Source organism: Enterobacter sp. JJBC, from assembly GCF_036936505.1.
GTDB classification, from domain to species: domain Bacteria; phylum Pseudomonadota; class Gammaproteobacteria; order Enterobacterales; family Enterobacteriaceae; genus Enterobacter; species Enterobacter hormaechei_C.
The window spans coordinates 223,608-236,734 of the sequence record NZ_CP136935.1 but is presented as its reverse complement, the minus strand read 5'-3'; the positions used below and the strand labels follow the sequence as shown (position 1 = coordinate 236,734).

Annotated in this window: 15 protein-coding genes; 3 read left to right on the top strand and 12 right to left on the bottom strand. The window is 54.4% G+C overall.

What is annotated here, in order from left to right; genetic code table 11:
• Nucleotides 1-26 precede the first annotated feature (26 nt).
• On the top strand, nt 27-1,001 hold the full coding sequence (ghrB, locus tag RY075_RS01170) for a glyoxylate/hydroxypyruvate reductase GhrB (protein WP_023315194.1): 975 nt from the start codon (nt 27-29) through the stop codon (nt 999-1,001).
• Between the two features lie 58 nt (nt 1,002-1,059).
• On the opposite strand, the gene cspA is transcribed toward ghrB, so the two are convergent.
• Nucleotides 1,060-1,272 (bottom strand): RNA chaperone/antiterminator CspA, encoded by a 213-nt coding sequence (gene cspA / locus RY075_RS01165; protein WP_003860775.1) that lies wholly within the window; start codon nt 1,270-1,272, stop codon nt 1,060-1,062.
• A 243-nt stretch (nt 1,273-1,515) separates the two neighbouring features.
• On the bottom strand, nt 1,516-2,226 hold the full coding sequence (locus RY075_RS01160; RefSeq protein WP_045332942.1) for a DUF3053 domain-containing protein: 711 nt from the start codon (nt 2,224-2,226) through the stop codon (nt 1,516-1,518).
• Nucleotides 2,227-2,556: 330 nt separating this feature from the next.
• On the opposite strand from RY075_RS01160, the gene RY075_RS01155 reads away from it, so the two are divergent.
• The gene (locus RY075_RS01155) at nt 2,557-2,844 is read left to right on the top strand and encodes an HTH-type transcriptional regulator (protein WP_003860776.1); all 288 of its coding nucleotides are present in this window, start codon (nt 2,557-2,559) and stop codon (nt 2,842-2,844) included.
• A 38-nt stretch (nt 2,845-2,882) separates the two neighbouring features.
• Here RY075_RS01155 and RY075_RS01150 read toward each other — a convergent pair whose 3' ends face one another.
• The 3 genes from RY075_RS01150 to ubiD all read right to left on the bottom strand — a co-directional run bounded on the left by RY075_RS01150 (nt 2,883) and on the right by ubiD (nt 6,956).
• On the bottom strand, nt 2,883-4,502 hold the full coding sequence (locus RY075_RS01150; protein WP_032608226.1) for an ABC-F family ATP-binding cassette domain-containing protein: 1,620 nt from the start codon (nt 4,500-4,502) through the stop codon (nt 2,883-2,885).
• Between the two features lie 216 nt (nt 4,503-4,718).
• On the bottom strand, nt 4,719-5,420 hold the full coding sequence (fre, locus tag RY075_RS01145) for an NAD(P)H-flavin reductase (protein WP_003860778.1): 702 nt from the start codon (nt 5,418-5,420) through the stop codon (nt 4,719-4,721).
• A gap of 39 nt (nt 5,421-5,459) precedes the next feature.
• On the bottom strand, nt 5,460-6,956 hold the full coding sequence (gene ubiD, locus RY075_RS01140) for a 4-hydroxy-3-polyprenylbenzoate decarboxylase (RefSeq protein ID WP_022650184.1): 1,497 nt from the start codon (nt 6,954-6,956) through the stop codon (nt 5,460-5,462).
• Nucleotides 6,957-7,125: 169 nt separating this feature from the next.
• On the opposite strand from ubiD, the gene rfaH reads away from it, so the two are divergent.
• Nucleotides 7,126-7,617 (top strand): transcription/translation regulatory transformer protein RfaH, encoded by a 492-nt coding sequence (gene rfaH / locus RY075_RS01135; RefSeq protein WP_003860779.1) that lies wholly within the window; start codon nt 7,126-7,128, stop codon nt 7,615-7,617.
• Here the strand turns inward: rfaH and tatD are convergent.
• The 7 genes from tatD to ubiE form a co-directional block, all read right to left on the bottom strand.
• The gene (gene tatD / locus RY075_RS01130; protein ID WP_047653587.1) at nt 7,614-8,396 is read right to left on the bottom strand and encodes a 3'-5' ssDNA/RNA exonuclease TatD; all 783 of its coding nucleotides are present in this window, start codon (nt 8,394-8,396) and stop codon (nt 7,614-7,616) included. The two genes, rfaH and tatD, sit on opposite strands and share 4 nt — an antisense overlap.
• A 41-nt stretch (nt 8,397-8,437) precedes the next feature.
• Nucleotides 8,438-9,208: a Sec-independent protein translocase subunit TatC gene (gene tatC, locus RY075_RS01125; RefSeq protein WP_023315191.1), complete on the bottom strand. Its 771-nt coding sequence runs from the start codon at nt 9,206-9,208 to the stop codon at nt 8,438-8,440.
• Nucleotides 9,209-9,210: 2 nt separating this feature from the next.
• Nucleotides 9,211-9,753: a Sec-independent protein translocase protein TatB gene (tatB, locus tag RY075_RS01120; protein WP_048241557.1), complete on the bottom strand. Its 543-nt coding sequence runs from the start codon at nt 9,751-9,753 to the stop codon at nt 9,211-9,213.
• A 3-nt stretch (nt 9,754-9,756) separates the two neighbouring features.
• Nucleotides 9,757-10,011: a Sec-independent protein translocase subunit TatA gene (gene tatA / locus RY075_RS01115; RefSeq protein ID WP_003860787.1), complete on the bottom strand. Its 255-nt coding sequence runs from the start codon at nt 10,009-10,011 to the stop codon at nt 9,757-9,759.
• 76 nt (nt 10,012-10,087) lie between these two features.
• On the bottom strand, nt 10,088-11,728 hold the full coding sequence (gene ubiB, locus RY075_RS01110) for a ubiquinone biosynthesis regulatory protein kinase UbiB (RefSeq protein WP_022650180.1): 1,641 nt from the start codon (nt 11,726-11,728) through the stop codon (nt 10,088-10,090).
• A complete protein-coding gene (gene ubiJ / locus RY075_RS01105) occupies nt 11,725-12,330 on the bottom strand; it encodes a ubiquinone biosynthesis protein UbiJ (protein ID WP_003860788.1) in 606 nt (201 codons plus the stop codon). The genes ubiB and ubiJ overlap by 4 nt, the downstream gene beginning before the upstream one ends.
• Before the next feature lie 13 nt (nt 12,331-12,343).
• On the bottom strand, nt 12,344-13,099 hold the full coding sequence (ubiE, locus tag RY075_RS01100) for a bifunctional demethylmenaquinone methyltransferase/2-methoxy-6-polyprenyl-1,4-benzoquinol methylase UbiE (RefSeq protein ID WP_003860790.1): 756 nt from the start codon (nt 13,097-13,099) through the stop codon (nt 12,344-12,346).
• Nucleotides 13,100-13,127: the final 28 nt, after the last annotated feature.

Genomic DNA, 13,127 nt, shown 5'->3' with positions numbered 1-13,127 from the left:
TCCTTTTAAAATCAACGGAGATTAGCATGAAGCCGTCCGTCATTTTGTACAAAGCACTGCCTGAAGATCTGCAAAAACGCCTGGAGGAACACTTTACCGTTACCCGGGTAAAGAACCTCAGCCCGGAAACCGTGGCACAGCACGCCGACGCGTTTGCCAGCGCCGAGGGCCTGCTGGGTTCGAGCGAAAAGGTGGATGCAGCGCTGCTGGAGAAAATGCCGAAGCTTCGTGCTACCTCAACCGTTTCGGTGGGATACGACAATTTCGACGTGGATGCGCTAAACGCGCGCAACATCCTGCTGATGCACACGCCCCATGCCCTGACGGAAACCGTCGCCGACACGCTGATGGCGCTGGTGCTTAGCACCGCCCGTCGTGTAGTGGAAGTGGCCGAGCGCGTGAAAGCGGGCGAATGGACCAAAAGCATTGGCCCGGACTGGTTCGGCGTGGACGTTCATGGCAAAACGCTGGGGATTGTTGGGATGGGCCGTATCGGTCTGGCGCTGGCACAGCGCGCGCATTTTGGCTTCAACATGCCCATTCTGTATAACGCGCGCCGTCACCACAGTGAAGCTGAAGAACGTTTCAACGCCCTTTATTGCGAGCTTGATACGCTGTTGCGGGAAGCCGACTTTGTCTGCCTGATCCTGCCGCTGACGGATGAAACGCGTCATCTCATCGGCAAAGCGGCGTTTGAAAAGATGAAGAAATCGGCCATTTTCATCAACGCGGGTCGTGGTCCGGTGGTCGATGAGAAGGCGCTGATTGAGGCACTGCAAAACGGTGAGATCCACGCCGCTGGTCTGGACGTGTTTGAACAAGAGCCGCTGCCGGTGGATTCTCCGCTACTGACCATGCCGAACGTTGTCGCCCTGCCCCACATCGGCTCTGCGACTCATGAAACACGCTACAACATGGCGGCGACCGCCGTGGATAACCTGATTGCCGCGCTCGGCGGTAAAGTGGATAAGAACTGCGTTAACCCGCAGATACAACAGTAGAAACGAAAAAACCCGCCAGAAGGCGGGTTTTTGAATTTAGTGCTACTGGGCTGGAAGCTTACAGGCTTACAACGTTACCAGCTGCTGGGCCTTTAGCGCCGCTTTCGATGGTGAAGGAAACTTTCTGACCTTCATCCAGAGATTTGTAGCCATCGTTCTGGATAGCAGAGAAGTGTACGAACACGTCTTTAGAGCCATCGTCAGGAGTGATGAAGCCGAAACCTTTATCAGCGTTGAACCATTTTACCAGACCAGTCATTTTAGCAGACATAGAAATTACCTTATTAACAAATATATTGTGCCTTCCGGCTTGATGGATTGCGTTACAGATTTTTAAGCGATGAAGGAAGGGTCACTACGAAGGGTATCTATGGATAACAATCTGGACTGCTTTACTAAACTGCTTTAGGTCTGTGTAACAAACCGACGAACATAGTTATACCGATGTGGTAGATGAATGACAAGCGTTATTTTCATCAAGCATAAAAAAAACCCCGCCGAAGCGGGGGTTTTCTTATTCCGTAGCAGCGACCGCTGCGCTCCAGGCCTGGCTAAAGGCCTGATGCTGGGACGCGAGCGGACCGATCAGCGCGTTATACTGGCTCGCCTGCTGGGAGGTCGGGAACTGGATACCGTTAGAGACAAAGCTCACCTGCGTACCTTGTTCACTAATAAAGTCACCCACCTGAACCAACTGCTGAGTAAAGACCTGCGCCGCCGGGATCAGCGGTTGCAAAGCGTTTGACGGCTTGGTCACGACTTTCTCATACACCTGGTCATAGACCGGTTTAAGATCCTCGCCCTGCTTCAACGCGGAACGCGACGCATCAGCCTGCATTTTGGCATTTTGCAGCTGCTGGCTCAGTACCCCAAGCGCGCCATTTGACTGGCGTAGCGGTTCGCGCTGGGTCATATAATCCTGTGGAACACGGATGGCATTCACGCTATCCACTACCGGGCGAAGACCGGAATCCATCGCCTGGCTTACCTGCTGTGAATAGCCATACAAAATGGCGTAATCCGACACGAATGGACCAAACTGTTTTTTCTGATCCGCAGTCAGCGTTGGTAAACGCTCGCCGCTACGCATCACTGTATTCTGTAGAAAATCGATAAACGCTTTGCGCTGATCGCCTTCTTTATCGAAACACCCACTCAGGCTAACAACCATCAATAACGCCGCAATAGGCGCAAACCAGCGAGAGCAGGACTTTCCTGTCGCCATTTTATTACTCCTTTCACCCAAAAAGCGCACACCGGCACACGCGTGCCCAACGCTGACAAGGATAGTCCAGGTCAGCCTTGCAAGATAGAGTTTTCATGCAAAACGGGTATTCCCGTTTTTGTACTGACTATTTACAAAAAAATACCTGTGCATCCCTACATATGACTAATCAGGTAATTAGCATAACTATCCATATAGCTGAAACGTGTAAAGCGATCGTTATCGCACAATTAATCACAGCCGTGACGATCCTGTGTCTGGTTTAGGGACTATTCTTAACAGGCTCTCTGATGTTCATGATCCCGATGTGTGATTTATGAGGAGTTCTCAATGGAATTAAAAGATCCTGAGTTTGAGCTGCTGAGCAGCCTGGAACAGATTATTTTTAAAGATGTACCGCCGACTGTTACCCTGAATCAAAAGTCCAATCCTTTTAGTGAATTTGAGCGTTTACGCAAAGGATCGGGCCTGAAAACAGATGAATTCGCAAGAGCGATGGGTGTCAGCGTAGCAATGGTGCTGGAGTGGGAGTCAAAACGTGAAAAACCTACCCCAGCCGAGCTAAAGCTTATGCGCCTGATCCAGGCAAACCCTGACCTTCGCAAGCAGTTAGCCTGATAAAGTTTGTTTGCCCCCGCCCTTGCGGGGGCTTGTGTTTACAGGCTTTCACATCGCCATCCCGTCTCTTCCCACACCAGTTCATGCGTCAGCTTCAGCCCTGCCAGAAAAGCTTCATCGTGCGACACCACCAGCAGCGCGCCGGGATAATCGGCCAGGGCCGCTTCAATGGCCTGAACAGAGGCCAGATCAAGATGGTTGGTCGGCTCATCCAGAAGCAACAGCTGCGTTGCCGCTTCACGCCACAATACGCAGGCCAGCGCGGCCTTCAGGCGCTCGCCGCCACTCAGTTCGGCCAGTGGTAGTGTCACTTTCTCTGCGCCCAGTTGAAGCTGCGCTAAACGGGTACGCAGCGCCCCCTCTTCGAGCGGCGTATTGCCCAGGCTAAGGTGAGTCATCACCGACTGCGACAGATCCAGCCGGGAAAGATGCTGATCGAGATAAGCACACCTGACAGAGACCTTACAGATTCCCGTAACAGGGGCGGTTTCGCCCAACATCACTTTCAACAGCGTGGATTTTCCACAGCCGTTCGGCCCGCGTAGCGCCACGCGCATCGGGCCATCCATTCGCCAGTTTATCGGTGGGACAGGCACGTGCGGAAGCACCAGTTCTTCCAGCACCAGCACCTGTTTCCCTTCCGGGATTTCACTGCCCGGCAGGGTAAACATCACCGCATTATCCTCTTCAACCCGCTCGCGTGCCTGGTTGACCGCAGCGTTCAAAGCATGGTTTTGATCGCTATGCTGTTTTTTCCAGGAACCAATACGCTCTTTCGCCGCCCCTTTGTATTTGACCCGTTCAAACGAGGCGATGTTAAGGCTGTCGACCGTGCGAAGCGTTTTGGCTGAACGCCGCAGGCTGTCGTCATGCTCTTTATGCATACGGGCGCGGGTACGCTTGCGCTCGGTGGCAGCATGCTCCAGCGCGGCGCGGGCAGCCAGCTGTTCAGCATCACGCTGGGTTCGATAGTCAGCATAATTCCCACCGTAGCTGCGCAAGCCCAACGCGCTCAGTTCAAGGATTCGCGGTACCTGGGCCAGCAACTCACGGTCGTGAGAGGCCACCAGCACCCCGCCCTGATACCTGGAAAGCTGCTCGTAGAACCACTTGCGGCCTTGCCTGTCGAGGTGGTTGGTCGGTTCGTCCAGCAGCAGGTAGTCAGCATCCGCGGTGAATGCGCTGCACAGCAAGGCACGAATGCGCTCGCCACCGCTCAACTCTGCCGCGCGTTTACTCGGGTCAAAAGGGGGAAGTTTTGCAGCGATAAAAGCCTGGCTCAGCCGTTCAGCCAGATCCCAATAACCGTCGAGCGTGTCGAGATCGTCGGGTTCATAATGACCGCTGTCGATGCGCGTGCGCGCCGCAAAGATCGCGTCGTAACCAAGCAGTTCGGCAAGCGTGGTATCCGCAGAAATATCCTGCTGCTGCGCCACGTAGACGTGTGTACCAAAGCGTTCAATATGACCGCTGGCGGGTTCATCAACTCCTGCCAGCAACCGGAGAAGGCGTGTTTTACCGCTGCCGTTGCGGCCAACCAGCGCGCACACTGACGCATCCAGAGAAAGATTCAGTGGACCAAAAAGGATATCGCCCGTCGCAAACTGACAGGTGACCTGATGCAAAATAAAAGAGGGGGACTGCGCAAAATGAGCCATAAGCACTCCTGAATGAAATCAAAACATCCCCTGCCGACGCGATGCGTTGAGCAAGGATCGAAATTCATCAGTAGTGTTTGTTCATTTTTGGGGGGCGCTCCTGAGGGCGAAATTTAACGGGAACAAGAATAACGGCAATGCGCCGCCCATTTCAAGGTTAAATTTTCACCAGGCTATTGCCCGAGCATAAAAAACCCGCCGAAGCGGGTCTCTCAATCAGATAAACGCAAACGCATCGCCAAACAGACGATCTTCCCGCGCGTCACGCTCGTTGCAGAACAGGTCGCGGGCAATTTTTGCCATTTCAAAGCGACCGGCAATGTAGATATCGTGCCCGGCCAGCGTCCCGTGATCCTGCAATACCGCAGTCAGCACCGTACCGCTGCGCCCGCGCCAGCCCTCTTCCGGCTGCTCGACAACCGGCTCAATGCGCAGGTTTGGATGATTTACGCTCAGCGCCTCCAGCTCAGACAGATCGTAAAGGTGCTTCTCTTCACGGCCGCCCCAGTAGATGGTGATATCGCGATTTGGATTACGCGCCAGCGCCGTCAGCAGAATAGAGCGGACATAGGAGAAGCCCGTGCCACCGGCAATCAGGATCAGCGGACGGTCTTCGTCTTCACGCAGCCAGGCCTCGCCATGAGGAATATCGACCACGATTTCACGCTCTTTCAGGATGCGGTCCATCACGGCCATCGCGTACAGGTTAAGCTCAGACGCACCAATATGCAGCTCAATAAATTCCTTCTCTGCTGGCGTTGAGGCCATAGAGAAAGGACGCTTATCACGCTCGTCCATCACGACCATCAGGTACTGACCGGCACGGAATGAGAATGCCGCTTCAGGAACCAAACGGACGCGATATACGGTGTCGGTAATAGCATCTACCGACGTCACTTTACAGCTTAAGGTTGTCATTCGCTCTCTCTGTCGGGAAGTCTATAGGGCTAAACGGTCTTATTCTGCCTTACCGTTATTCATTATGGCCAGCTCGTCCCAGATCGCGTCAATTCGCGCGGTCACGGCAGGATCTTTTTCGATCGGGCGACCCCATTCACGGTCGGTTTCGCCAGGCCATTTGTTCGTGGCATCCAGTCCCATTTTTGAGCCAAGTCCGGAAACCGGCGAGGCAAAATCCAGGTAATCAATCGGCGTGTTTTCCACTAACACCGTATCACGCGCCGGATCCATACGCGTGGTGATGGCCCAGATAACGTCATTCCAGTCGCGGGCATTGACGTCATCATCGCAGACAATCACAAACTTGGTATACATAAATTGGCGCAGGAAAGACCATACGCCCATCATCACGCGCTTAGCGTGACCGGCATACTGCTTCTTCATCGTCACCACCGCCAGGCGATACGAACACCCTTCCGGCGGCAGATAAAAATCAACGATTTCCGGGAACTGCTTTTGCAGGATCGGCACGAACACTTCGTTCAGCGCCACGCCCAGTACCGCCGGTTCGTCGGGTGGACGGCCGGTATAGGTGGAGTGATAGATGGCATCTTCACGCTGGGTAATGTGGGTGACGGTGAACACCGGAAAGTTATCCACTTCGTTGTAATAGCCGGTGTGGTCGCCGTACGGCCCTTCGGGTGCCAGCTCGCCCTGTTCAATGTAACCTTCCAGCACAATCTCTGCGCTGGCCGGTACTTCCAGGTCATTGGAGATGCACTTCACCACTTCGGTTTTGGTGCCGCGCAGCAGTCCTGCAAAGGCATATTCAGACAGCGTATCAGGAACAGGCGTCACCGCGCCCAGGATGGTTGCCGGATCGGCACCCAGCGCGACGGAAACCGGGAAGCGTTCGCCCGGATGGGCCGCGCACCACTCCTGGAAATCCAGCGCCCCGCCGCGATGGGACAACCAGCGCATGATGAGCTTATTTTTGCCAATCAGCTGCTGGCGGTAAATGCCGAGGTTTTGACGCTCTTTATGCGGCCCACGCGTCACGGTGAGGCCCCAGGTGATCAGCGGTGCGGCATCTTCAGGCCAGCACTGCATGATGGGAATTTTGGTCAGATCCACCGCATCGCCTTCCAGCACTTTTTGCTGGCACGGCGCACCGCGCAGGCGTTTGGTGGGCATATTCAACACCTGCTTAAACTGCGGCAGTTTGTCGAACAGGTCGCGGAACCCTTTTGGCGGCTCCGGCTCTTTCAGAAAGGCCAGCAGTTTGCCCACTTCACGTAACGCCGTGACATCTTCCTGCCCCATCCCCAGCGCCACGCGGCGAGGTGTGCCAAACAGGTTGCACAGCACCGGCATGGTGTAGCCTTTTGGGTTTTCAAACAGCAACGCCGGGCCGCCCGCGCGCAGGGTGCGGTCAGCGATTTCTGTCATTTCCAGATACGGATCAACAGGAAGCGTAATGCGTTTGAGTTCGCCCTGCTTTTCCAGCAGCGCCAGGAAGTCGCGTAGATCGTGGTATTTCATGCAGTTAATCATGGCCTCTCTGTAAGCGCTTCATTATACGGCGTAAGACCGCGTGATGCTGTAATTTTGTTAAATTAGCGTGAACTTCCACGACTTACTCTCTTTTTCGCCATTATAATCACCTTAGCGATCCCGCCAGGGTTTTGGTATGCTTGCGCCCCGAACAATGGGAAGAGTGATTATGCAGGCCTGGTATTTACTGTATTGCAAACGCGGGCAACTTCAGCGCGCGCAGGAACATCTTGAACGTCAGTCTGTGAACTGCCTGACACCCGTGATCACGCTTGAAAAAATGCAGCGTGGAAGACGCACGACCGTCAGTGAGCCTCTGTTCCCGAATTACCTGTTCGTCGAATTCGACCCCGAAGTGATCCACACCACGACGATCAGTGCCACACGCGGCGTCAGCCATTTTGTGCGTTTTGGCGCCCATCCGGCAAGAGTACCGTCATCGGTTATTCATCAGCTTTCTGTCTACCAGCAGCCTGAAGATATTACCGATCCGGAAACCCCTTATGCTGGCGACAGCGTGGTGATCACCGAAGGCGCCTTTGAAGGCTTACAGGCCATCTTCGCTGAGCCGGACGGTGAAGCGCGCTCCATGCTGCTGCTCAACCTGCTGAACAAAGAGGTGTTGCAGAGCGTGAAAAACACCGATTTCCGCAAAGTTTAGAACTGCACGCCGAACAGACGACGCACGTTATCATCGGTTTGTGCTGCCAGCCACTGCGCATCTTCTCCCCGCCAGTGCGCCACTCGCTCAGCAATATGCCCCAGGTAGGCCGGTTCATTACGTCGTGATGGCGGTTTGGGCTGCATATCACGGGGCAACAGATACGGCGCATCCGTTTCCAGCAGCAAACGATCGGCCGGGATAACGGGTAACAGCTCACGCAGTTCCAGCCCACGACGCTCATCGCAGACCCAGCCCGTGATACCCAAATAAAGCCCGCGGTTCAGGCAATCCAGCGCTTCCTGACGGGAGCCCGTAAAGCAGTGCAACACCGCACCGGGCAGCTTCTCCAGCCAGGGTTCCAGCAGCGCCAGAAAACGTTCATGCGCATCGCGACAGTGCATAAACACCGGCATCTCCAGCTCTGCTGCCAGCGCAAGCTGGGCGGTAAATGCCTTCTCCTGCTCTTCAGGCGTCGAGAAGTTACGGTTGAAATCAAGCCCGCATTCGCCAATGGCAACCACTTCTGGCGTTTGTGCCAGACGATGAAGCGCCTCAGCGCTTTCATGCGTCCACTGGCTGCTGTCATGAGGATGCACGCCTGCGGTGGACCAGCAGTGTTGATAGCGTTGCGCCAGCTGCCGTGCCTGCTCACTCTCATGCAGATTTGTTCCCGTCAGTAACAGCCCGTTCACGCCGGCGGCAAAGGCGCGCGCCACCACCTCATCGTGGTCTTTCGCAAACTGGGCGCTGGTGAGGTTAAGCCCGATATCAAACATACGTATCCCCATATGACAACCGCCCTGACGGGCGGTTGGTTTTATTCTTTAGTAGTCTCTTCAGACGGCTCGTCTTCTTCGTCCCGGGTACGCCCCTTTCCGACGTAGAAACGAGCGAAGAACACGCCGACTTCAAACAGGCAGTACATCGGTATCGCCAGTAAGGTTTGCGAGAAGACGTCCGGTGGCGTTAACAGCATACCTACAACAAATGCCCCCACCAGGATGTACGGGCGCTTCTTACGCAGATCGTCAGGCGTGGTCACCCCTACCCAGCAGAGCAGGACAATCGCTACGGGCACCTCGAAGGCGACACCAAAGGCCATAAACAGCGCCATCACGAAGCTGAGGTAGCTGGCGATGTCCGTCGAAACCTGTACCCCTTCCGGCGCGGTATGCGTCAGGAAGCCAAAGGCCAGCGGGAAGACAACGAAGTAGGCGAACGCCATGCCGATGTAAAACAGCAGCGAACTGGACACCAGCAGCGGAATAACCAGCTTGCGTTCATGCCTGTACAGCGCGGGCGCCACAAATGCCCAGACCTGATACAAAATGACCGGTGCAGATGCAATCAACGATACCCAGAAGGTCAGCTTGATGGGGGTAAAGAACGGTGAAGCAACGTCCGTTGCAATCATCGTCGCGCCCAGCGGCATCTGTTTAATCAGCGGCGCGGAAACCACCTGATAGATATCGTTGGCGAAATAGACCAGACATAAAAAAATGAGGAAAACCGCAATAATGCAGTTTAACAGGCGCTTACGCAGCTCAATGAGGTGCGCAATCAGCGGTTGAGTATCATCTACTGCCATGTTTACGCTTTATCACTCGACGAGGGGGATGATTCGGAAACAGGCGCGGCGGGTTTTACTTCAGCCGTTTTGACCACGAGCTCTTCCGGCGGCACCTGCTTTTTCACTTCGGGCTCCTGCGGCGATTGCTCTGGCGAAGCGGCCTGATGCTCCGCGCTGGAAGGCGTCACACCCTCGCGCTGCTCTTCGCTGCCCTTCACCACCGGATTATGGATGGTGTTTGCTTCATCGCTCGCCTTCTCAGGATCGTTAATGCTGTATGAGCGCTTCATGGATTCAGCCGCTTCGCGTAACTCATCCATTGATGCTTTCAGCTCCGGCGTCAGGTTATCCATGCTCGCCTTTTCAACCTTTTTCAGGCTGTCCTGAAATTCCTGAAGCTTCAGCTCCTGTGCCAGCTCGTTCTGCACGGTAGTTGCCAGCGAGCGAAGTGCCCGCACCCAGCCCACGACGGTTTTCACCGCAACGGGTAAACGCTGCGGCCCCAACACAATCAGACCAATCACAAAGACCAGCAGTAACTCACCAAAACCAATGTCGAACACGAATTACACCTGCTCTTTATCGTGACGTTTAGCCTCTTCCTTTTTGGCTTCGTCCTGCTTATCGGCGATGGATTTAGCGGTAAAATCAGCATCCTGACTGGTTTTTTCCTGCTTATTCTCATCATCGCTCATGGCTTTCTTGAAGCCTTTGATTGACGCGCCCAGGTCGGAACCAATCGATCCGAGTTTTTTCGTGCCAAACAGCAGCACAACGATGACGGCAATGATCACTAACTGCCAGATACTGATACCACCCATGCGTGTTCCCCAGTGATAGATGATTAATTAGTCAGATCGCATTATACGTATGCAATCTCTCGATAGCGACGCTAATTCAGCGCGTTTTTCGCCAGCCAGCAAGCCAGACAACCACACCGGCAGCCATAATCCAGGCTGGCATCATTTCCCAGTCCGGACGATTGATCAACAGCAACGTGCCGCTTATCAGCAGCGTCGCGCCAATTCCGAAGAGATAGCGGGACTGCCCCTGACGCACGCGACTGGATTGAAGCTCGTGCGCGATTTTATCCATGCTGTGCTGAAGGTTCTTGCTCTGACGCAAACTGTCGTAAACCAGTTCAGGAATTTCAGGCATTTTTTCAATCCAGAACGGGCCTTTCTCTTTAAGCGAGCGAACCAGGGCTGGAATACCGACCTGATCCTTAATCCAGGATTCGAGGAACGGTTTCGCGGTTTTCCACAAGTCTAACTGAGGATAGAGCTGGCGGCCTACGCCCTCAACGTAAAGTAATGTTTTCTGAAGTAAAACTAATTGTGGCTGCACTTCCATATTGAAACGGCGTGCGGTGTTGAACAGGTTGAGCAGGACGTGTCCGAAAGAGATCTCCGAGAGCGGCTTTTCAAAAATCGGCTCACAGACGGTGCGGATCGCAAATTCAAACTCTTCCACGTTGGTATCTGGCGGAACCCAGCCTGAATCCACGTGCAGCTCGGCCACCTTACGGTAGTCGCGATTGAAGAAAGCGATAAAGTTCTCGGCGAGATAACGCTTATCCTCTTTATTCAGCGAGCCGACAATACCGCAGTCGATGCCGATGTATTTAGGATCTTCCGGGTGCTCATAGCTGACAAAAATGTTGCCCGGATGCATGTCAGCATGGAAGAAGCTGTCGCGGAAAACCTGAGTAAAGAAGACCTGCACGCCACGTTCGGCCAGCAACTTCATGTTGGTGCCCTGTTTTTCCAGCGCCGTCACGTCCGAGACCGGAATACCGTAGATACGTTCCATCACCATCATGTTCTGACTGCAATAGTCAGAATAGACTTCAGGAACATACAGCATCGGGCTGTCTTCAAAGTTTCGACGCAGCTGAATGGCGTTCGCCGATTCACGCAGCAGGTTAAGCTCATCAATCAGCGTTTTTTCGTATTCCCGTACCACTTCCAGCGGACGCAGACGGCGGCCATCCGGCAACAGACGCGGCACCCAGCGAGCCAGGCGATAAATCAGCTTCATGTCTGCTTTGATAACCGGCAGGATATCCGGACGAATCACTTTAATGACCACCTCTTTGCCATTTTCCTTCAGGCGCGCAGTATGAACCTGCGCAATAGAGGCAGAGGCCAGAGGCTGAATATCGAAATCATCAAACCAGGTCTCGATGGGGATATTGCCCATCGCTTCTTCGATTTGTTTCTTCGCTCTCTCTCCGTCAAACGGAGCGACGCGATCCTGCAATAGTGCGAGCTGATCGGCAATCTGCGGTGGAAAAAGGTCGCGACGTGTTGAGAGCATCTGCCCAAACTTGATCCAGACCGGTCCCAGCTCCTGCAACGCAAGACGCAGGCGTGCGCCCAGCTCCTGATCCTTATGGCGATTCGGCATCCAGAACAGCGTGCGACGCCAAAGCCGAAGCGGCAGAGTGATACGCATTCTGGGGATAAGCTCGTCGAGCCCGTAGCTCAAAAAGGTGCGAACGATAAAATAGAGGCGCCGAATTTCACCAGGCGTCATTTGCCCTCCAGTTTTTCCAGCCGTTTGGTTAACGCATCAACTGCGCGCTCAACTGCCGCGGTCTCTTCTGCAAACCAGGCGACTTCTAAAGGCCCCGGCGCCATACGCCACTCTTCGGTCAGCACCTCGGCAGCATAGCGCTGTTGACGGAGCAGACCTTTACGCAGGAAAGCGGAACCCGTGCGCAGCGTTTTGCTTATCCCTTCAGCCGCGATGTCGCCGATATAGGGCGCCAGCAGTTCCGCCGGGTCGAATTCAGCCTGATCGCTGAGTGCAACGAAGTTCTGTACCACCTGAATATCGCCTTCGACCTCCAGCTCACCGCTGCGAATAAGCGCCGTCATCTGCTGACGGTCACGCAGTTTTGGTAAGACGCTCATGTGCGTAATTACCGAGCAATCAGCTTCGCCTTCCCACTCCCCCAGAACGTCAAGCTGACGTTCGCTGAAGACCAGCACAAGCGGCGTCGAGAACTCCTTTAACACGATGCGCAGCACCTTTCCGTTAAGCCGCTGACGTGCGGTTTTCAGCGCCGGAGCGCGATACAGAAAGGCATTCAGTACATTCTCGATGCCTGCGGTGACTAAGGGTTTAATGGGCACGGGAAACCTCCACTCAGAACTTGTAACCACGATGCAGCGCGACGACACCCGCCGTCATATTGAAGTATTCCACGTTTTCAAACTCGGCATCCTGCATCATCGCTTTCAGCGTGTCCTGATCCGGGTGCATTCGGATGGATTCGGCCAGATAACGGTAACTTTCTGCATCGTTTGCCACCAGCTCGCCGATGCGCGGCAAAACGTGGAAGGAATAGGCATCGTAAGCTTTGCTCAGCGGGTCGATAATCGGTTTAGAAAACTCGAGAACCAGCAGTCGGCCGCCCGGTTTCAGCACGCGGTACATGGAGCGCAGCGCTTTATCTTTATCGGTCACGTTACGCAGACCGAAAGAGATGGTGATGCAGTCGAACGTATTATCCGGGAACGGCAGCGCTTCGGCGTTGGCCTGAACATATTCAACGTTGCCTACCACGCCGATGTTACGCAGCTTTTCGCGTCCCATTTTCAGCATGGAGTCGTTGATATCCGCCAGCACCACGCGGCCGGTTTCGCCAACCAGACGGGAGAATTTAGCGGTCAGATCCCCTGTGCCTCCGGCTAAATCCAGCACCGTTTGTCCACGGCGCACGCCGCTGCAATCAATAGTGAAGCGCTTCCACAAGCGATGAATGCCGAATGACATCAAATCATTCATCACATCGTACTTCGCCGCCACGGAATGAAATACGTGGGCCACCATGTCAGCTTTCTGCGCTTTGGCGACAGTCTGAAAGCCAAAGTGCGTTGTGTCTTGTGAATCGTCAACCATCTCAGAGCCTGCTAATCAGTCAAATGTT